This is a genomic window from Arthrobacter sp. 9V (assembly GCF_902506065.1).
In the GTDB taxonomy this organism is placed as follows: Bacteria; Actinomycetota; Actinomycetes; order Actinomycetales; family Micrococcaceae; genus Arthrobacter.
Genome location: NZ_LR732912.1, coordinates 1105843 through 1125465 on the forward strand (window position 1 = coordinate 1105843; position 19623 = coordinate 1125465).

General features: G+C 62.1%; 21 protein-coding genes and 1 tRNA gene. 10 read left to right on the top strand and 12 right to left on the bottom strand.

Annotation, left to right across the window (positions count from 1 at the left end):
* Positions 1–179 precede the first annotated feature (179 nt).
* A complete protein-coding gene (locus BACI9J_RS05160; RefSeq protein ID WP_017200185.1) occupies positions 180–671 on the bottom strand; it encodes a YajQ family cyclic di-GMP-binding protein in 492 nt (163 codons plus the stop codon).
* 182 nt (positions 672–853) lie between these two features.
* Between BACI9J_RS05160 and BACI9J_RS05165 the strand changes: the two genes are divergently transcribed.
* Together BACI9J_RS05165 and BACI9J_RS05170 are read left to right on the top strand one after the other, a co-directional pair.
* Positions 854–1120, top strand: coding sequence for a hypothetical protein (locus BACI9J_RS05165; protein ID WP_159733471.1), 267 nt, complete (start codon positions 854–856; stop codon positions 1118–1120).
* Between the two features lie 128 nt (positions 1121–1248).
* A tRNA-Tyr gene (locus BACI9J_RS05170) sits at positions 1249–1330 on the top strand.
* A gap of 203 nt (positions 1331–1533) precedes the next feature.
* Here BACI9J_RS05170 and BACI9J_RS05175 read toward each other — a convergent pair.
* The gene (locus tag BACI9J_RS05175; protein WP_159733472.1) at positions 1534–2325 is read right to left on the bottom strand and encodes a potassium channel family protein; all 792 of its coding nucleotides are present in this window, start codon (positions 2323–2325) and stop codon (positions 1534–1536) included.
* A gap of 47 nt (positions 2326–2372) precedes the next feature.
* Complete coding sequence (locus BACI9J_RS05180) at positions 2373–2594, bottom strand: hypothetical protein (RefSeq protein WP_159733473.1); 222 nt, start codon at positions 2592–2594, stop codon at positions 2373–2375.
* A 173-nt stretch (positions 2595–2767) separates the two neighbouring features.
* On the opposite strand from BACI9J_RS05180, the gene BACI9J_RS05185 reads away from it, so the two are divergent.
* Positions 2768–3313, top strand: coding sequence for an acyl-CoA thioesterase (locus BACI9J_RS05185; protein ID WP_159733474.1), 546 nt, complete (start codon positions 2768–2770; stop codon positions 3311–3313).
* On the opposite strand, the gene BACI9J_RS05190 is transcribed toward BACI9J_RS05185, so the two are convergent.
* The 3 genes from BACI9J_RS05190 to BACI9J_RS05200 are packed head-to-tail and all read right to left on the bottom strand — an operon-like array spanning position 3310 to position 5802.
* Positions 3310–4110, bottom strand: coding sequence for an ABC transporter permease subunit (locus BACI9J_RS05190; protein WP_159733475.1), 801 nt, complete (start codon positions 4108–4110; stop codon positions 3310–3312). The genes BACI9J_RS05185 and BACI9J_RS05190 overlap by 4 nt on opposite strands.
* Entirely contained in the window at positions 4103–5131 is a 1029-nt protein-coding gene (locus tag BACI9J_RS05195) for an ABC transporter ATP-binding protein (protein ID WP_159733476.1), read from the bottom strand. The genes BACI9J_RS05190 and BACI9J_RS05195 overlap by 8 nt, the downstream gene beginning before the upstream one ends.
* On the bottom strand, positions 5128–5802 hold the full coding sequence (locus BACI9J_RS05200) for a TetR family transcriptional regulator (protein ID WP_159733477.1): 675 nt from the start codon (positions 5800–5802) through the stop codon (positions 5128–5130). The genes BACI9J_RS05195 and BACI9J_RS05200 overlap by 4 nt, the downstream gene beginning before the upstream one ends.
* Before the next feature lie 131 nt (positions 5803–5933).
* Between BACI9J_RS05200 and BACI9J_RS05205 the strand changes: the two genes are divergently transcribed.
* The gene (locus BACI9J_RS05205; RefSeq protein WP_159733478.1) at positions 5934–6311 is read left to right on the top strand and encodes a thioredoxin family protein; all 378 of its coding nucleotides are present in this window, start codon (positions 5934–5936) and stop codon (positions 6309–6311) included.
* Positions 6312–6438: 127 nt separating this feature from the next.
* Here BACI9J_RS05205 and BACI9J_RS05210 read toward each other — a convergent pair whose 3' ends face one another.
* The gene (locus BACI9J_RS05210) at positions 6439–6717 is read right to left on the bottom strand and encodes a putative quinol monooxygenase (RefSeq protein WP_024817673.1); all 279 of its coding nucleotides are present in this window, start codon (positions 6715–6717) and stop codon (positions 6439–6441) included.
* Positions 6718–6800: 83 nt separating this feature from the next.
* Between BACI9J_RS05210 and BACI9J_RS05215 the strand changes: the two genes are divergently transcribed.
* Positions 6801–8477, top strand: a complete 1677-nt coding sequence (locus BACI9J_RS05215) for an AMP-binding protein (protein ID WP_159733479.1) — start codon at positions 6801–6803, stop codon at positions 8475–8477.
* Positions 8478–8496: 19 nt separating this feature from the next.
* Here BACI9J_RS05215 and BACI9J_RS05220 read toward each other — a convergent pair whose 3' ends face one another.
* The gene (locus BACI9J_RS05220; protein WP_159733480.1) at positions 8497–9468 is read right to left on the bottom strand and encodes a DNA-3-methyladenine glycosylase family protein; all 972 of its coding nucleotides are present in this window, start codon (positions 9466–9468) and stop codon (positions 8497–8499) included.
* Positions 9469–9612: 144 nt separating this feature from the next.
* On the opposite strand from BACI9J_RS05220, the gene BACI9J_RS05225 reads away from it, so the two are divergent.
* The 5 genes from BACI9J_RS05225 (at position 9613) to BACI9J_RS05245 (ending at position 14729) form a co-directional block, all read left to right on the top strand.
* Positions 9613–10005, top strand: coding sequence for a VOC family protein (locus BACI9J_RS05225; RefSeq protein ID WP_159733481.1), 393 nt, complete (start codon positions 9613–9615; stop codon positions 10003–10005).
* 54 nt (positions 10006–10059) lie between these two features.
* Positions 10060–11445 (top strand): cystathionine beta-synthase, encoded by a 1386-nt coding sequence (locus tag BACI9J_RS05230; RefSeq protein ID WP_159733482.1) that lies wholly within the window; start codon positions 10060–10062, stop codon positions 11443–11445.
* A 55-nt stretch (positions 11446–11500) separates the two neighbouring features.
* On the top strand, positions 11501–12664 hold the full coding sequence (locus BACI9J_RS05235) for a cystathionine gamma-synthase (RefSeq protein WP_159733483.1): 1164 nt from the start codon (positions 11501–11503) through the stop codon (positions 12662–12664).
* 146 nt (positions 12665–12810) lie between these two features.
* A complete protein-coding gene (locus BACI9J_RS05240; protein ID WP_159733484.1) occupies positions 12811–13335 on the top strand; it encodes a winged helix-turn-helix transcriptional regulator in 525 nt (174 codons plus the stop codon).
* A complete protein-coding gene (locus BACI9J_RS05245) occupies positions 13332–14729 on the top strand; it encodes an MFS transporter (protein ID WP_159733485.1) in 1398 nt (465 codons plus the stop codon). Before BACI9J_RS05240 ends, BACI9J_RS05245 begins: the two co-directional genes overlap by 4 nt.
* 304 nt (positions 14730–15033) lie before the next feature.
* Here BACI9J_RS05245 and BACI9J_RS05250 read toward each other — a convergent pair whose 3' ends face one another.
* From BACI9J_RS05250 to BACI9J_RS05265, 4 genes are read right to left on the bottom strand one after another with little or no spacing between them, the layout of a single operon-like run.
* Positions 15034–16101, bottom strand: coding sequence for an acyl-CoA dehydrogenase family protein (locus BACI9J_RS05250; RefSeq protein ID WP_159733486.1), 1068 nt, complete (start codon positions 16099–16101; stop codon positions 15034–15036).
* Positions 16102–16143: 42 nt separating this feature from the next.
* Positions 16144–17670, bottom strand: a complete 1527-nt coding sequence (locus BACI9J_RS05255; RefSeq protein ID WP_159733487.1) for an APC family permease — start codon at positions 17668–17670, stop codon at positions 16144–16146.
* Positions 17667–18872, bottom strand: coding sequence for a glutathionylspermidine synthase family protein (locus tag BACI9J_RS05260; RefSeq protein WP_159733488.1), 1206 nt, complete (start codon positions 18870–18872; stop codon positions 17667–17669). Before BACI9J_RS05260 ends, BACI9J_RS05255 begins: the two co-directional genes overlap by 4 nt.
* A gap of 2 nt (positions 18873–18874) precedes the next feature.
* Complete coding sequence (locus BACI9J_RS05265; protein WP_159733489.1) at positions 18875–19573, bottom strand: Tat pathway signal protein; 699 nt, start codon at positions 19571–19573, stop codon at positions 18875–18877.
* Positions 19574–19623: the final 50 nt, after the last annotated feature.

Consider the following 19623-nt stretch of genomic DNA (forward strand, 5'->3'; position numbering starts at 1 on the left):
CTCACCTAAGGAAAAAGGATACTTTGACTTGGCTATTACGCAAACTAATCATGCGCTAATGCGCCCGCTCATTACGACAATCGATGTACATGAGGCAGCAAAAAAGCCGGGACGCGGCCCCGGTAACGGGTGCATCCCGGCTTTGCAGCCTGAGGCGCCTCGACGCCTGTTCGCGGGTGCTAGCTGCGGAAGTTCACAAACTGAAGGTCGGCTTCTTCGAATTTCTTCAGGATGTTCATGGTTTCCTGCAGGTCATCACGGGACTTCGAGGTCACGCGAAGTTCGTCGCCCTGGATCTGGGACTTGACGGACTTGGGAGCTTCATCGCGGATGATCTTGTTGATCTTCTTGGCGATGTCCTGGGCGATGCCCTCCTTGATGGTGCACTCCAGGCGGAATTCCTTGCCGGAAGGGAAAGGCTCACCCTGGTCCAAGGACTTCAAGGAAATGCCGCGCTTGATGAGCTTGGACTGGAAGACATCCAGGACAGCCAGGACCCGGTCCTCCGAGTTCGCCTTCATGAGGATCTTCTCGCCACTGAAGTCGATCTCAGCGCCAACGCCCTTGAAGTCGTATCGCTGGGCGATTTCCTTCTGCGACTGGTTGAGCGCGTTGGCGACTTCTTGCTTGTCTACTTTGCTTACGACGTCGAATGTGGATTCGCCTGCCATGACTCTCCTTAGGTTGGGGGCCCTGTGAGGGCGGGTTGGTCTGGCATCCAGCCTAGTACGGAAGGCGGGCGTTGGGGCCGGGGAGTTCTTTCACAGTTCGCTCACAGCGCATGCAGGGTTGGAACTGAGGCTGGCAGTTGAGAGTTGTACCAGTTGGAAGAACGCATCCCCGGAGGATCAGCATGAGCAGCAAGGCCGTCCAGTCCATCAGCAAAACCGCATCTGCAGCAGCAGGTACCCTTGGCACGGCCGCTGTTGCTGCCGCGAGTGCTGTAGCTGCGGCAGCTGTTGCGGCGTCGATCGTGCTGAGCCCCGTTCCCGATGCTGCTTCCAGGATGGACGGCGTGCACGCGGATTTGCTGCGAGCCGTGCAGCTCAACCAGATCACCGCCGAGCAAGCCGAAAAGTTCGAGGCCAAACTGGCTGGACGGATCCTCGGAGAAGCCTGAAATACCGCGAAATCCAAGGCGCTAAGTCCCGATTAGATTCTTCGCTGAAAGTTCTGTAAGGTTGTCTCTGCCTTCGGTTACCGGATCGAAAAGAAACGGTCTCCGGAAGTGATCTTCTTTTGAAGTTCGGCAGATTACCCGAGCGGCCAAAGGGGGCTGACTGTAAATCAGCTGGCAACGCCTACGGGGGTTCGAATCCCTCATCTGCCACCCAAGGAAAATCCCCGGAACCACTGGTTCCGGGGATTTTTCGTATGCCCGGCAAATGTTCTGCCGGCTGACCCGCCTCGTCTGTTCGGCTACCGCCCACATTGAACCGGCAAGCCGAGGGGCACGCCGCTATCCACGGCGTGTCATGCCACAGGGATGTTCAAAGTAGGTGGTGGGGGTACGGGCTGGAGCGTGAGCCCGGGCTAGGCCTCGCGCCCCTGCCTGAATTCGGTGCTTTGCCGGTGCTCCGTGGCTTGCCGAAGTTCCGCGATCTCCATCCGCAAAGCCGCAATTTCCGTCACAAGGTCCGCCAGCTCGGCGCGAACCGGCTCCTCGGCAGCGGCAGCCTTGACTTCCGCAGCAGCTGCCACGTCCTCGGCGTTCTCCTCAATACGTTGCAGGAGCCAGGAAGCAATGGAGGCTGTGACAATACCCAGGACCGCGATCCCGCTCATCATCAAGGCGGCGGCCACCATCCTGCCGATCGGTGTCACAGGGTAGAGGTCGCCGTAGCCCACGGTGGTGATGGTGGTGATGGCCCACCAAGCAGCGTCCCCGAAAGTTTGAATTTTGGCATCGGGGGCGCTTTGCTCCACGTCCAGTACCGCCAGGGCCCCGATGAGGATCAACATGGCAGCTGCACCGGCAACATAGGTGGCAACGCGTCCACGCAGTGTCTCGCCAACTGTGCGCTGCAGGACGGAGAGCAAAGTGACCAGCCGCAGCAATCGCAGGGGCCGGAAGAAGGGAAGCACCACGATCAGAAGTTCGTGGAGATTCCACAGGAACCACCGCATCCGGTCCTCGGCAAGCCAGAGATTGACGAAGTAATCCACGGCGAAAATGCCCCACGTGATCCAGAGGACGACCTCGAAGGGAGTTGCCTCGGCGCCATTGACACGACCAATGACCTGCCACGCGTAGGCCGTGAGGAAAATCAGTGCGGTGGCCATGAGGGGCCATTCAACCAGATCCCTGTATCGCGCTTGAGTCATACGGGAATACTAGCCACAGCCAAAGGCCTGCCCTGACTGCAAACCGATCAGGCGGCCGGCGTTTCCAGCCAGTAACCGTCCAGGTGGTGAATCAGTTGGCGCCCCAGGCCACCTTTGAGCTGGATCCACAGAGTGCTGCGGTCGTTGGTCATGCCGTCGATTGTTCCTTCGATCCGGTTGCCGCGGGCATCCTGGAGAACCACGTACTCGTGGCGGGAGAGTTCAGGCCAAACATCGCCTTGCGGGATGGCGGTTTGCAGCGTGCTCAAAAGGGGTCCCCCTTGTATATTCCATCAATATGAGTTTCAGATATTGTGCACGTCTTTGATGAACCAGCGGTAAACGTTAGTGCAAACGTTGGACATAAACCGTTTTGCCGGAAGGGGGTCCACTATGCGGTCCCGGCATTCCCAAGAAAGTTACTGATGGGTAACATTGAGGAATGCATCTGCTTCTCCGCACTCTCATGTTGCTGTTCACGTCCTCCAAGCGCTCGCCGCTCGGCGTCTGGGAGGAATCGTCGCTGCCCTTGAGGGTTCTCCCAACTGACATCGACATCGCCATGCACGTCAATAACGGCATGTACTTCTCATTGATGGACCTCGGCCGATTCGACCTCATGGTCCGCAGCGGCATCTGGACGCGGATGCGCAAGCGGGGTTGGAGCCCGGTGGCTGCCGGCGAAACCATCGCTTTCAGAAAGTCCCTCCGGCTCTGGCAGCAGTACACCATTGAAACCCGCATTATCGGGCTGGACACCAAAGCCATCTACTTCGAGCAACGCATGGTGGTGGACGGTGAAATTTATGCGCGGGCGCACATCGCCACCCGCCTGGTCCATAAGGGCAAGCCGGTAACGCAGGAAGAGATCATCGCTGAGTTCGGCGCGCCACCGGCTGACCTTGAGCTTCCCGAGTGGATCCACGAGTGGCGCGAAAACAATGCACTTCCCGGAGCGCGGCGTCCAGCCCCGCACGTTTGGAGCTAGACCCCCACATCGCGTCGCTGCAAGGCCACTGCTGCCAACACGATCAGTGCTGCCGAGATGCCGTACAAGCCCGCAGTTGCTCCCCAGTCCGCGCCGTTGGCCACCGGGGAATTGCCATAAGCCCAATGGTACGGGGAGAGGTTCAGCAACCACTCGACGTCGGGACTTTGCCGTCCAACTGCGTTGAACACGTACCCGAGGACAGCCACGGCCGCGCCCGCCGCGATCCCGTACACCTTCCGGCCGCTCAACGCCCCGGCCAGGAGGGCAGCTGTCCCGCTCAGCAGTGCCAACGCGGCGAACAGCAACACTGCTCCGGCGAGATGTCCGACGTCGATGCCCAGTTGGGAGGGTCCGTTCAGTCCCAGCACCAACAGGAAAATAAGGGCGGAAAGCAAGGCGATACGGATCAGGATTGCCAGAGCACGTTCGAGGACTACCTGCACGCGGGTAACGCTGTGGGCGAGCGTCAGTTCGAGCAATCCGGATTCCTCGTCCCCACCTACCGCCGCGGCGCCCCAGCCGATCGAAGCCATGGACATCAGCATGAAACCGATCAGCCCGAACAGGGTGGCTTGGGTATAGCCGGGTCCGGAGGCGATTTGATCGTAGTTCAGGGCTTTGGTCATTTCGGGTGGCAGCGCGTTGATCAGGTCCTGCATTTGGGCACTGCCCCCGATCGAGGGATACAGCGGCAGGTACAGCATGCAGGCCGCCGATAAACCCACTGCCCACGCCAGAGTTGAACGCCACGAGTCGGTCAGGGCCTTGGTGAACAGGGGGAGGATCTTAGGCACGGTGTGCTCCTTCCGCGTGCCGGCCATGAGTTTGATCATCTGCCGGAGCATTTCCGGGAGATGGGCCGGCGCCCTCAGTTTGGCCAAGCCGAGGTGTCTGAGCCGTATAAAGCGTCAAAACGGCTTCCTCCAAGTCCGGCTCTTCAAGGACCAGATCAGTGAGGTTCAACCTTGCCAACGCCTGGACCAACGGCTGAACGTGACCGGACAACGCCGCTGTGGCCTCCACTGTTCCTGCGGCGTGGCCGTCGGTATTCAGCTCCCGTACCGCCACGTTGGTGACGCCGGGCACCCGGGCCAGCAACGCGCCGACGTCGTGCGGTTCCGTGCCGGTGCTGTTGAACCGTAACTGCCGGACAGCCGCCGTCCTGAGCGCCTCAACGGTGGAGACGGTGACGATTTCGCCGTCGCGGAGAATGGCTACGGCGTCCGCAGCCTGCTGGACTTCACTGAGGACGTGCGAGCTGAGGAACACGGTGGCGCCATCATCCACGGCCTCGCGAACCATGGCATGGAATACCTGCTGGACCAAGGGATCCAGGCCGCTGGTGGGTTCGTCCAATACCAGGAGTTCGGGCTTATGCATGAAAGCTTGGAGCAGTCCCAGCTTTTGCTTGTTTCCCTTGGAGAGCTTCCGGGTTTGGCGATCCAGATCGAGGTTCAGCCGTTCGGCGAGGTCAGTGACGTGCTTGGGATCAACGGGCCCGCTGATCGCCGCAAAATGCTCCAACACCCGGCGTCCGGTGGTCCTGTTTTCCAGATGCAGTTCACCGGGAAGGTAGCCGATCCTCCGGCGCAGCGCGGTGCCCGACGAACGCGGATCATGTCCAAGGACGGAAATGGTCCCTGCACTTGGCCGGATGATGTCCAGCAAGCATCGCATGGTGGTGGTCTTTCCCGCTCCGTTCGGCCCGATGACGCCGAAGACCGTCCCGGGTTCCACCGAGAAATTCAGTCCGTGGAGGACTTCCCGGGACCCGAACTTCTTTCGCAAACCCTCCACGACGATTGCCTGGGTCACGGGGCATGCTCCCTTCCGGGGTTGGTGTTTTGTTGTAGGGCATCGCGGGCCGCGTCCAGGAACTGCGAATCGGTGTAGAAGCCGTGCGTGTAAATTTCCAAGGCGGGCAGGGCCAGTTGCCGGAGGAGGTCCGGGCCTATGCCGTGAGTTTCCGGGCCAGCCGTTCCCAGCGTCCGGGAGAGGTGCCGGCCCAGCATGAGGATTGAGAGGCTGTTGGAGGCGATGACGACGGCGGTGGACCGGACGTCGTCGAACTTCCGGATGGTTCCGGCGTCCATCCCGGCGCGAACAATGTCCTCGGTTTGCCTGACGACGGCGTCGAAGAAAGCATCGCCGGCCTCGGATTCATCGCTGAGGGTTCGCCGGATATAGGTGATTTCGTCGGTGTACTGGTCCGGGTGGTTCAAGTAGTCCTGAATCAGGTGCCCCGTGGATCGCGGATCGGCCTTTTCGCGGCCCTGGGTAGCTGTCTGCGCGAGGACATGCTGATCGCAGGCATCCCGAAGCCCGGCTTTGGTCCCGAAATGATGGATCACCAGACCGGGACTTACGCCGGCGGCAGCAGCGACGTCCCTGATAGTGGCGCGGGCGAATCCGTCACGGCCGAAGTGCCGGATGGCGGCGTCGCGGATGCGGGCCCGGGTGGTTAAATCCTCTGCGTCTGAACGCATGTTTAATACACTAAACACTTGTTCAATGGCAGACAAGGGGTACCTGAAAACCCCGTCCCACCGTTTATTCCCGGTGACGCGGGAAGCGAACAGGGCGGGACTTCAAGGGCGGGGTCGCGTACCGTGGAAGCATGGCTACAGTTGACATCACTGGAGAACAGTTCGCATCGACCATCGAGGACAATGACATTGTCCTGGTGGATTTCTGGGCGGCCTGGTGCGCCCCCTGCCGTCAGTTTGCCCCCACGTACGGGGCCGCTTCAGAGAAGCACGCTGACGTGGTGTTCGCCAAGGTTGACACCGAGGCTGAGCAGCAGCTCGCCGCCGAAGCCGGGATCACCTCCATCCCCACGCTCATGGCCTTCCGCGAAAAGGTCCTCGTCTTCTCGCAGCCGGGAGCCCTCAACGGTCCGCAGCTGGAGCAGGTCATCGAGGCCGTGAAGGGCCTGGACATGGATGAGGTCCACGCCCACGTTGCCAAGGCACGTGCCGAGGCTCAGGAAAACTAAGACCACTCGGCGGCTTTTGAGAAATCGAAAGCGCCGGAAAGCATCGAGGTCGCCGGAAAATTCCGGCGACCTCGATGCTTTTAAGGCGTTCCCGCAGGCTTGCCGCGATTTCGCCGGATGACGGTGGCTAGAGCCGCTCGAGCTTGACCGGCTCGGCCAGAAGAGCGCTGAGGGACTCGTTCAGGTCCTGGACAGCGATGCCCTTGGAGTGCTTCTCCAGAAGCTCCTCTGATTCCCAGCGCTCAGTGAGGACGAGCTTTTCCTCAGTGGCTTCGGTCAGTTCGTAACGGATGCAGCCGGGCTCGTTGACGACCTCGTCGATCGCGATTTCCAAAGCGAGCTTCACACGGAAGAACTCGCCTTCGTTGGGGATGAACGTGGCCTGCAGGTCAATGGGTTCACTCATGGCTCCAACACTACCGGCAGGACACGGCGCCGCTGGAGGTGGTTACGGTTCTGTTGCGGGCCGTCCCTTGGTAGCGTTCCGTCATGTTGTCCTACACTGCCGGAGACACTGACGTCCCGCTGCTTGAAGAGACCATTGGTGCCAATTTTGAGCGCATCGCCGCCCGCTTTCCTTTGCGGGATGCGCTGATTGAGGCCGCTGCTGTGCCAGGTGGTGACGCCCGCCGGTGGAGCTACCAAAAGCTTAACGACGACGTCGACCACCTCGCCCGTGCGCTGCTCGCCATGGGTGTGGACAAGGGTGAGCGGATAGGAATTTGGAGTCCCAACTGCGCCGAGTGGACCATCCTTCAGTACGCCACAGCCAAGATCGGCGCCGTGCTGGTGAACGTGAACCCGGCGTACCGGAGCCATGAGCTGGAGTTCGTGGTGAAACAGAACGGCATGCGGATGCTGGTGGTTGCACCATCGGACAAGAACAGCGACTACGTTGGCATGGCCAGGGATGCCGCCCGCAGTTGTCCCGATCTCCGGGAGATCGTCTTCCTCCCGGGGGCACCGGAGCTTGGACTTACTGCAGGCGTCCCGGAAACCAACCACGAACTCACGTACGGTCAACTCCTCACCCGGGCGGACGGCGTCGGGCCTTCAGCATTGCGTGACCGCATGGCGGCACTGGACCCGTACGATCCCATCAACCTGCAGTACACCTCAGGCACTACCGGATTCCCCAAAGGTGCCACGTTAACGCACCACAACATCCTCAACAATGGACATTCGATCGGCCGGCGCCTGAACTACACCGAGCACGACCGTGTGGTGATACCTGTGCCGTTCTACCACTGCTTCGGTATGGTGATCGGGAACTTGAATGCGCTGAGCTTCGGCGCGGCCACCATTATCCCGGGGCGTGGGTTCAGTGCATCGGCGGCGTTGGAAGCGGTTCAGGACTTCGGCGGGACATCCCTGTACGGGGTGCCCACCATGTTCATCGCAGAGCTCGCGCTGGAGGATTTCGCCTCCTATGATCTCTCCACGTTGCGGACCGGAGTGATGGCAGGCTCGCTGTGTCCCATCGAAGTGATGCGCCGGGTGATCGATGAAATGCACATGGTTGACGTCGCCATTTGCTACGGGATGACTGAAACCTCACCCGTGTCCACCATGACCCGCGCGGGGGACACCTTGGAGCAGCGGACCGGCACTGTGGGCAGGACCATGCCGCACTTGGAGAGCCGGATCATTGACCCGGGTTCGGGGGACGTGGTGGAGCGCGGCGTGATCGGCGAGCTCTGTACGCGGGGTTACTCGGTGATGCAGGGTTACTGGGGCCAGCCGGACAAAACTGCTGAGGCAATTGACGCTGAAGGGTGGATGCACACCGGCGACCTTGCCCGCATGGATGAGGACGGTTATCTGGTGATCGAAGGCCGGATCAAGGACATGGTGATCCGGGGCGGGGAGAATATTTACCCGCGCGAGATCGAGGAATTCCTGTACCTGCACCCCTCCATCCAGGACGTGCAGGTCATTGGGGTTCCGGACCGGAAGTACGGCGAAGAGCTGATGGCTTGCATCATCCTCAAGCCTGGCGCGCCCTCCCTGACCGTTGAGGATCTGGCCGAATACTGCCGGGGGAAGCTGGCTCATTACAAGATTCCGCGCTACGTGGACGTCCGCGAAAGCTTCCCCATGACGGTCTCAGGGAAGGTACGGAAGGTGGACATGCGGCAGGACGCGGTGTCCCGCCTTCACCTCTAGGGGCCGTTGCTTTTGATGGTTAGTGGCCGCGATGATCCTGGACCGTCATCCGAGGCCCGAAAGTGGGTTTGCGGAAGCCGCTGAGGTACAGCATCCGGACCAGCCGCTGCCTTTGTCCACGCCACGGTTCCAAGAGCTCGATCATGCCTGCGTCATCGGTCTTTTGACCCGTCAGGGCGTATCCCACGTAGGCGGCCAGGTGGTAATCGCCCACGGAAATTGAGTCCGGGCAGCCGTGGGTACGTTGGACTACTTCGGCTGCGGTCCAAATGCCGATGCCCGGAATGGTCTGCAGCTTGGCACCGGCCTGTGCGGAGTCAAGGTTGGCCAGGCGTTCAAGCGCGACGGCGGACTGCAGCGCCCGCATCACCGTGGCCGAACGCTGTGGTCCAACTCCGGCCTTGTGCCACTCCCAGGAGGGAACGGCCAGCCACTGCCTCGCGGTGGGAGGGACCAGGAGCCCGGCAGGGGCCTTGCCCGGTGCCGGCGTTCCATAGCGATACATCAAATACCGGTAGCCCCGCCTGGCCTCCAACGTGGTGACCTTTTGCTCCAAAATGGTGGGCACCAGTGAGTCAACCATCCGCCCTGTGGAAGGCAGCCGGAGAGCCAGGTTCCGGCGTCGTGATTCTGTGACCAGCCGGGGGAGGGTGGAATGGAAGTCGGGGTCATCAAAGGCGGACCAATCGTCGTGAGCGCCCAACAGCCGGGGCACACCGGCCACAGCGTCTTCTGCTCCTGGTCCCCATGCCTGTGCATCCACGAAGGACCCGGTTCCCAGTCCGCCTCCCGACAACCTCAAGGTGACCGGCCCCGAATCCGTAGTGAAGGCCATCCAGAAACCGCTGGAGTGGGCTGCAAAGGACGGATCCGCATTGCCTCGCATCAGCGGAAACATGGTCTGGTCCAAGCGGAAGGAACCGCCCGGATGCCAGCGGATGGCCGCATCTGCCGCGGCCACAACAACAGGCGGGGCTTCTGCGATGGTCATGTTTTCATGGTCCCACGCCCGGCTGACAATCTGCAGCCGGGCACCCCTAACGGCAGCGACGGCACGGAGCTAGACTCCCTCATGTGGCGTGGGTGGGCCGCGCCATATCCAAGGAATAACTGCCAACATCAAGGAGCGCGAACCATGGGTGGAGTGGTGCATTTCGAGATCCCCGCGGACAACAATGAGCGGGCCAACACTTTTTACCAGAGTGCCTTCGGCTGGACCCTGAGGCCCATGGAGGGCATGGAGTATACGGCCGCGATCACGGCGCCCACCAACGAAGAGACGGGCGCTCCCAACGAGCCGGGGGCCATCAACGGGGCCTTGTTTCCCCGAACGGAAGATCTGAAGACTCCCATCCTCACCATCCATGTGGACGATATTGACGCAGCACTGGGCCAGATCGAGTCGGCAGGTGGCAGCGTGGTCCAGGCCAAGGACGCCGTACCCACCATGGGCTGGTACGCGTACTTCAAGGACACCGAGGGCAACGTCCTGGGCGTGTGGCAGACCGACACCACCGCCGGCACGTAACCCCGGACCACGTCGGGTCAGGTTCCTTAGCGACCAGACGGTAACTTTGTACTTATGAAGTATGCCCAGTCCGTGTTGGACCTCATCGGCAATACGCCGCTCATCAAGCTCAATCACGTCACCGAGGGCATCAGAGCCACGGTCCTCGTAAAGCTCGAGTACATCAATCCCGGCGGATCCATCAAGGACCGGATCGCCGTGAAGATGATCGAGGACGCGGAGAAGGACGGTCGGCTCAAGCCGGGCGGAACAATCGTTGAGCCGACGTCGGGCAACACTGGAGTGGGGCTGGCCCTTGTAGCCCAGCAAAAAGGCTATAAGTGCGTCTTTGTGGTGCCGGACAAGGTGGGCGAGGACAAACGCGCCGTGCTTAAGGCATACGGTGCTGAAGTTGTGGTGACGCCCACTTCGGTGGCCCCCGACAGCCCGCAGAGCTACTACGGCGTCTCTGACCGCCTGGTCCAGGAGATCCCGGGCGCCTTCAAGCCGGACCAGTTCTCCAATCCCGCCGCCCCTGGCAGCCACTTCGAGTCCACGGGCCCGGAAATCTGGCAGGACACGGACGGCCGGGTCACGCACGTGGTCATCGGCGCCGGAACCGGCGGCACCATCACCGGCACGGGCCGGTACCTCAAGCAGGTTTCGGCGGACCGCGCGGAGTCCGACGGCGGCCTGGTCAAGGTCATCGGCGCGGACCCGGAAGGTTCGGTCTACTCCGGCGGCACCGGGCGGCCCTATTTCGTGGAGGGCGTGGGCGAGGACATGTGGCCCGGCAACTACGATCCCGCCGTGCCGGATGAGGTCATCGCCGTGACTGACGCTGACTCCTTCGCCATGACCCGCCGCCTTGCCCGTGAAGAGGGCCTCCTGGTAGGCGGTTCCTCCGGCATGGCCGTGGTTGCTGCGCTGCACGTTGCCAAGGATTTGGACGAATCCGCAGTGGTGGTGGTGATCCTCCCCGACTCCGGCCGCGGCTACCTGGCCAAGATTTTCAACGACCAATGGATGCGCTCCTACGGCTTCCTGTCCGGCGGCGAGGAAGCTTCCGTAGGTGAGGTGCTCAAATCCAAGACGGGCGAGATGCCGGACCTGGTCCACATCCACCCGAACGAAACCGTCCGCGATGTCATCAACATCATGAACGAGTTCGGCGTCTCCCACATCCCGGTGCTCTCTCAGGAGCCACCTGTGGTGATGGGTGAGGTTGTGGGAGCCGTGGATGAGCGCAGCCTCACCAGCAAGCTCTTCCGTGGGGAAGCGAAGCTGGCGGACAAGGTCTCCGAGCACATGGGGGACCGGCTCCCCGTGATCGGCTCACTGGAAACCATTTCCGCCGCGCGGGAGCTGTTGTCCGACGTCGATACCGTCATGGTGACCTTCGCCGGCGCCCCGGTGGGTATCCTGACGCGCCACGATCTCCTGGCGTATCTGAGCAACTAGCGCCCGGCGCTTGATCCAATTGCTGATCCAACCAATCAAACCTAGAGGAGCTTCCATGTCTGCCACCAACAACGCCGGGTTCAACACGCGCGCCGTCCATGCCGGACAGGCTTTCGAACCGGTGACCGGCGCTGTGGTCCCCCCGCTTCATTTCAGCACCACCTACGCCCAAGACGGCATTGGCAACCTTCGCTCCGGATACGAATACGGCCGGGGCGGCAACCCCACCCGCGACGCCCTCCAGGAGCAGCTCGCCGCCCTTGAAGGTGGCGCGGCTGCTTTCTCCTTCGGCTCGGGCCTGGCAGCTGAGGATTCACTGATCCGCGCGGTTGCCCGGCCTGGTGACCACATTGTGCTGGGCAATGACGCCTACGGTGGCACGTACCGCCTGATCAACCGCGTGCTGGGGGATTGGGGCATCGGCAACACCCCGGTGGACATGTCCGATCTCGACGCCGTGGCTGCCGCCGTGGCGGCCAACAAGACGCGCCTTGTGTGGGTGGAAACGCCGTCCAACCCGATGATGAAGATCACCGACATTGAGGCCCTCGCCGCCGTAGCGCACGACGCCGGTGCCCTCCTGGTGGTGGACAACACCTTCGCCTCGCCCTACTTGCAGACCCCGCTCGCTTTGGGTGCCGATGTTGTGGTCCACTCCACCACCAAGTACATCGGTGGCCACTCCGATGTTGTTGGCGGCGCCATTGTGGTCAAGGACGCTGAGCTTGCCGAGAAGATCGGCTTCATCCAGTTCGCCGTGGGTGCCGTGTCCGGTCCGATGGATGCCTTCCTGACCACCCGCGGCTTGAAGACGCTGGGTGTTCGCATGGACCGCCACAGCGAGAACGGGCAGGCGGTAGCCGAGTGGTTGCTGCAGCGTCCCGAGGTTGAAGCCGTGCTCTACCCGGGCCTCCCGGACCACCCCGGCCACGAGCTTGCTGCCAAGCAGATGAAGAAGTTCGGCGGCATGGTTTCCGTGCAGTTCAAGGGTGGAGAAGCGGCAGCCCGCACGGTTGCCGAATCCACCTCGGTGTTCACGCTGGCGGAGTCGCTGGGCGGGATTGAGTCCCTTATGAACTACCCCTCGGAAATGACCCACGCCTCAGTGAAGGGTACCGAGCTGGCTGTTCCGGTCAATCTGCTGCGTCTTTCCTGCGGTATAGAGGAAGCTGAGGACCTGATCGCGGACCTCGAGCAGGCGTTCGCCAAGATCAGCTAGCCCCTCCGAACCAAGGCTGACCAATCCGGCTCTTGTTCGCACTCCTCGCCGCTCTACGCCGGGGAGTTCGAACAAGGGCCGGATTTTCTGTTGGACGACGCAGCAACATCTAGCTTTCTTTAGGGAAGTCAGCTACTTTTAGGCGCATGCCTCTTCGTTCGGACTGGTCTGCCCGCAGTTGCAGCCTTGCCCGTGGCCTGGATGTCCTCGGCGATCCTTGGGGGAGCCTGGTCCTTCGCGAGATCTTCTTCGGCAACGGCCGCTTTGACGCCATCAAGCAACGCCTCGAAGTAGCCGACAATGTGCTCAGCAAGCGCCTGGGATGGCTGCTCGACGCCGGACTACTCGCCCAGCGCCCGTATCAGGACGGCGCCCGCACTCGCCAGGAATACGTGCTTACCCCCAAAGGGGAGGACGCGTTGCCCGTCCTCAACGCAATCATCATCTGGGCTGAGAAACATCTGGATGCTCCCAACGAGGTGTCCCACATGAAGGTCATCCACACCGACTGCGGGCAAGCCACAATGTCAGCGGATACCTGCACCAACTGTGGCGCCCGACTGACTGCCGCCAACACCAGCTGGCACAGCTTCAAACGCAGCGACCATCCACTCCCGCTCGCGGTTGCACCCGGCATCACATCTTTCCCTGAAACGGAGATCCCCGCATGACCGCTCCCGACGTCACTGGGACAACTCCTGAGAAAACAGCAGCTCCTGCCGGCGAACCGCCTGCAAACAAGAAGCGCCGACTCCACCCGGCCTGGATGGTGGCAGCAGTTGCATTCCTTGCACTGGTTGGGGCGGCAGGATTCCGTGCCGCTCCCGGTGTGCTCATGGTTCCGCTGCAGCAAGAGTTCGGCTGGTCCACCACGGTGCTGTCGCTGGCAGTGAGTATTAACTTGGTCCTGTTCGGCTTGACGGCCCCGTTTGCGGCGGCCCTGATGGAGCGCTTCGGCATCCGCAGGGTCACGTCGTTGGCTCTCTGCCTCATCGGGCTCGGTTCAGCGCTGACTGTGTTCGTGAATCAGTCCTGGCAGATCCTGCTGACCTGGGGGCTGCTGATCGGATTGGGCACGGGTTCCATGGCCCTTGTCTTCGCCGCGACTGTCGCCAATACCTGGTTCGCAAAGAGCCGCGGATTGGTGATCGGCATCCTCACCGCAGGCAGTGCGGCCGGCCAGTTGGTGTTCCTGCCCTTCATCGCAGCGCTCGCACAGAACCCGGGCTGGCGTGGTGCTTCGTTGCTGATCGCTGCCGGGGCGCTCGCCGTGGTCCCGCTGGTGCTGCGCTGGCTGCGGAACTCGCCCGCCGACGTCGGGGTCCTGCCTTATGGAGCCGAGGAATCTGTCGCCGCAGCAGCCGACGTCGGAACAACCGCGGCGACGCCGGGCAAGCCTGCCGCTGTAGCAGCGTCGCCCGTCCTGGGGGATTCTCCAAACGCCGCCATCCGAGCCCTCCAAGTGCTCAAGCGTGCCAGCAAGGTCCGCACATTTCGGGCTTTGGCAGCGGGCTTCGCGATCTGTGGCGCCACCACCAACGGGCTGATCGGCACGCACTTCATTCCTTCTGCCCACGATCACGGCATGCCTGAGACCACGGCGGCAGGTTTGTTGGCCGTTGTCGGGATCTTCGACATTGTTGGGACCATCGCGTCCGGTTGGCTGACCGACCGGTTCAACCCCAAGGTGCTGCTGGCCGTGTACTACCAGTTCAGGGGAATCGGCCTGCTGGTGCTGCCGCTTTTGCTGGGCTCGTCGGTGGAGCCGAGCATGATCATTTTCGTGGTGGTGTACGGGCTCGACTGGGTAGCCACCGTGCCGCCCACTGCAGCTATCTGCCGCTCGGTATTCGGTGCCGATGGTTCCGTGGTTTTCGGCTGGGTTTTCGCAGCACACCAACTCGGTGCCGCAGCTGCTGCGCTCGCCGCCGGGTTCATCCGCGACGCCACCGGGCACTACAACTACGCCTGGCTGGGAGCGGCCGCCATGTGCACAGTGGCCGCGGTCATCAGCGCCACCATCCGCAAGGACGCGGTGAAGAAGGCACCCGTCGCGGTTCCCTGAACGTTGCGGGGCCTGCTTTGCGCTCTATTTCCTCACCAAGGCACGCAAAGCGGGCCCAACAACGTAGGTCCAGTGTGTTGTGGGGCCTGCTTTGCGCTCTATTTCCTCAGCAAGGCACGCAAAGCGGGCCCAACAACGTAGGTCCAGTGTGTTGTGGGGTCTGCTCTGCGCTCTATTTCCTCACCAAGGCGCGCAAAGCGGGCCCAACAACGTAGGTCCAGTGTGTTGCGGGGCCTGCTCTGCGCTCTATTTCCTCACCAAGGCACGCAGAGTGGGCCCCACAACGTAGGTCCAGCACCAGGGGTTAGCCGCGGAAGGCCCCGATGCCCGTGATGTGCTGCCCCAGAATCAGGGTGTGAACCTCATCCGTTCCCTCATAGGTCCGCACGGATTCCAGATTGTTGGCGTGCCGCAGCGGTGAGTAATCCAGAGTGACACCGTTGCCGCCCAGGTGAAGGGCCAGCATGGTGCCCTTCTGAATCTCCACCAGCATGTTCACCAGTTTCTCCTGCGTCAGCTGGTAGCCAGCCAGCGGCCGGCCGAACTGGAGTCGGGTTCCGGCGTACTCCAACGCAGCTTCGTAGGAGTCGCGGGCAGCTCCCATGGCACCCCACGCGATCCCGTAACGTGCCTCGTTCAGGCAAGAGAACGGTCCCCGAAGCCCCGAGGCGCCCGGGAGGATGGCATCGGAAGCCAACCTCACGCCGTCGAACTTCACATCGCACTGGATGGAAGCGCGCATGGACAGTTTCGGCTCAATCGGCGTCGCGGTCACACCGGACGTTCCAGCGGGAACCAGGAACCCTCGGATGCCATCATCAGTGTTGGCCCACACCACCATGACGTCCGCAATGGATGCGAGGCCGATCCAGCGTTTGGCACCGTCCAGAACCCAGCCATCGGCAGTTTGGCGCGCAAAAGTGGTCATGGACGACGGATCAGACCCCGCCGTCGGCTCCGTCAGCGCGAAACAGCCGATCAGCTCTCCTGCGGCCATCCGCGGCAGCCACTGCTCTTTCTGCGCCTCAGAGCCCCACTTGTGGATAGCCGTCATGGCAAGGGAGCCCTGAACCGAGACGAACGTGCGGATCCCCGAATCGCCGGCCTCCAGTTCCATCGCTGCGAGGCCATATTCGACGGCGGTCCGGCCGGGGCAACCGTAACCCTCCAGATGCATGCCCAGGACACCGAGCTCGCCCAACTCCGGGGCAATCGCGCGCGGGAAATGAGCGTCCTCGTACCAGCGGGCGATGTTAGGGCGGATCCGTTGCGCGGTGAAGTCGCGGACCCGCTGGCGGAGGGCCAGCTCGTCCGCCCTCAGCAGGGAATCGAGGGCAAGGACGTCGGAGGTGTTCGTCGTTGAATCGCTCATTCCAGAATCCTAAGCGGCCAACCCGCCGGGAAGGAGCGCAGCCTACTCGCCGCGGACCACCCCAACCTCGGCACGCTCGCCCGTGAAGTAACCACGTGTGGAGGGTGCGAAACGGCACACAACAGCCAAAACAACGCCCAGAGCCAACAACAGCACGCCACTGACAAACGCCCCGCCGATGCCGAAGATCTGGGTGTCCCCGTAAGCCGGGTCCCACATCTGGACTGCGGAGATGAAGAACGCCGCAGTCAGGGACAGAGCACCCAGGAACGGCAGGATGCCACGGAACCACAAGTTCCTGGCGGAGTCCCGGAGCGTGGAGCGGAAGAACCATACGCAGGAGAAACCGGTCAGTGCGTAGTAGAACGCGATGAACAAGCTGATGGCACTAATGGAGTCCGAGAGCAGGTTTTCGCTCAGGAAGCTCATGGCAACGTAATACACCACGGCAGCGGCACCCATCACCTGAGTGGAGAAACCGGGGGTCATGAAGCGCTCGTGGACCTTGCCGAACCGGGGAGGCAGCGCGCCGTGGACGCCCATGGACAGGGTTCCGCGGGCGGTGGGCAGAATGGTTGTCTGCGTGGAGGACAGGACGGACGCCAGCACGGCCACAATGATCAGCCAGCCCCAAGGCCCCAACACAACATCCTTCATGGCCAGGAAGACGTCGTCCTGGTTTGCTTCGTTGCCCAACCCGATGCCGTCGGTGCCGATCGTGGCGTACATCATCACCAGGAGGGCCACCGAGACGTAGATCGCCAGCAGGACGGTGGCCGAGATAACGGCGCCACGGCCGGGGGTCTTGGCAGGGTTTTCCGTTTCTTCGTTCAATGCCAGGCAGGTGTCCCAGCCCCAGTAAATGAAGAGTGCCAGAAGGACCCCGTGAACCACGGCCCCGGGATCGGCAAAGGCGCCGGCAGGATTGAACCACTCGAAGTCGAAGGCCTGCCCTTCAGGCGCACCACCTGCGATCCGGAAAACAATGGCCACCGCGAAAATGCCCAGCGAAATGTACTGAATGTAGGTCAGGGTGCGCTGGACGTGCTCGCCCAGCCGGATTCCCCGGTGATTCACATACGTCATGAACACAATGAACAGCACACCCGTTGCCGTCACCAGCCAGGTGTTGTCAGCCAGGGAACCGTCGCCAATGAGCAGCCACACATACTTGCCTGCGATCTGCGCCAGGTTTGCCAGCACCACCACACCCGCCAAGGCCACGCCCCAGCCACCCAGCCAACCAGCCCACGGACCGAACGCTTTGCGGGCCCAGAAGAATGTAGTACCGCAGTCCGGCATGGCGCTGTTGAGCTCACGGAACGCGTAGGCAATGAACAGTACGGGGATGAAGCCGAGGATCAGGATCAGGGGAGTGTAATTGCCGTTGACGGCAACAATGAGCCCCAGCGTTGCCGCCAGTGAATAGACGGGCGCCGTGGAGGCGAGTCCCAGCATGACGGAGTCGCCCAGGTCCAGGATCCCGGCGTGGAGGCCTTTGGAAGGTACGACGGCGGTACGGTCGCCGCCCGCTGAGCCGCCACCCGGCGTCGAGGTTTCAGTGCTCATAGTGCAGCTCCGTAGGAAGTAGCAGGGGGCGCGATGGGCGCCGGGGCGTCAATGGTATTGGGGACAAAGCGGCAGAAGTAGTCCGTGATGGGTCCGTCGGATTCCCGGATTCCACAGCCCACGGATTCGCCATCCACTACCCAGAGGCCCAGGACAGGATGGTTGCCGTCGAAGTCGGGGAGGGAGTGGTACTGCTGGAAACACCAGCCTTCGCGGCCGTAACCACCGGGCTGCTGGATCTCGATGCCCGGGGCATGGATGCGGATGTTGTCGCCCTCGCGTCCGTGGAGCGGCTTGGCCACCCATTCCTTGAGCGGACCGGGATCGCCAAGGTAGGCAGGCAGCAGGTTCTCGTGGTTGGGGTAGAGGTGCCACAGCGCAGCCAGCAAGGCCTTGTTGGACAGCAGCATCTTCCACGCCGGTTCAACCCAGCGCGGGTTGTGGGCGCGCTGGAGGAGACGTTGACCAAAGGGTTCTTTCATCATCAGTTCCCACGGGTACAGCTTGAACATGGTGCTGATCATGAAGTTATCCAGGTCCACGAACCGGTTCAGGTTGGGGTCCCAGCCGATATCGGACATATTGATGCCTATGGTGGTCCAGCCACCTTGGCTCGCAACGTCCCGCATATAGGCGGCGGTCATCCAGTCCTCGCCCGATTCCTCCGCCTCCGAGTGGGCAACGTGCAGGGTGGACATGCCGGTGCGGAACTGCAGCTTTTTCCACTGACGGATCAGGGCCTCATGGATTCCGTTCCATTGGTCCTTCTCAGGGAAGACGTCCTGCAGCCAGAACCACTGGGCCACGGAAGCCTCGATCAACCCGGTAGGGGTATCGGCGTTGTACTCCAGCATCTTGGCCGGACCGCCGTTGCCGTCATAGATGAAGTCGAAGCGGCCGTAAATGTCCATGTCGGCGGCCAGGAGAGACTCCCCGGCAAGTTCCAAAGCCTGCTGCCCGATGCCGATATCTCCCATGGCCCCGGTGGCCAGGTACTTCGCGGCCTCCAAGCACATGATGTGCATGTCCTCGGCAGTTTTCTCGAGGGTTTCCACCTCGTCCACGGTGAACTCGTAGTACGCCGATTCGTTCCAGTACTCGATCTTCCGGCCATCGGGCATGGTGGTAGTGGAAAATACCAGGCCCTGTTCTTCGATCTTTTGCTTCCAGTCCGGCCTGGGCTCGGAGGGCAGTCGACGCACGCCTAGCCTCCCGAGCTTCCGCCGCTTTTGGAGCTGCTTCCGAAGCCGCCGCGGCTGACAGTGCCGCCCTTGGTGCTGTAACCCGTTGAGGACTTCGCCCCGGAAGGGACGTTCTTGGTGTAGCTGGGGTAGGAGCTGCGGTTCTGTCCCACGGCGGGCACACTGGCTCCGCGGGAATAGAAGTACCATGCGTAAACCCCCGAGCTGCGGCCCGCGGAACTGCTGTTGTCGCACTGGTTGTCATCAACGCGTTCGCCGGTTTCCTCATTGAAACAGACCTGTGCGTAGTCGGCTTCCTGCTCGTTGCTTGCAACGATTGCCGTGATGGTTCCCGCCAGGAGGGCAGTCACGCCCAAGCCCACCACTACGGTGCGGCGCTGCAGACGCTTCTTCTTCTTGATTGCCTCGGCCTCACCGCGTTCGCGTTCTTTGGCGAATGGATCAACCACGGGGAGTGGTTGGCCGGGCCTGGGTGCTTCGGCCCCTGCAGGGGGTCCTCCGGCGGGCATTTTCTTGCGCTTGCCGGTGCTGCCCTGCGCGGGCTCTTTTTCAACGGGCGTGAACAGCTCAGGGTGGAGCTCGGGTTTGGGCACCTGCCACGGAGGCGGCTTGGGCGGATTGTTCCCCGCCGCGAAGTCGTCGTTGTTGTCCCTGCTGCCGCCGTTGTTGCCGGCTGCATCAGGGCTGTCTTTCGGGCCCATGTATATCCCCCTGGATAGACCGTTGAAGTGTCCGGCGCCACGCCGGACCA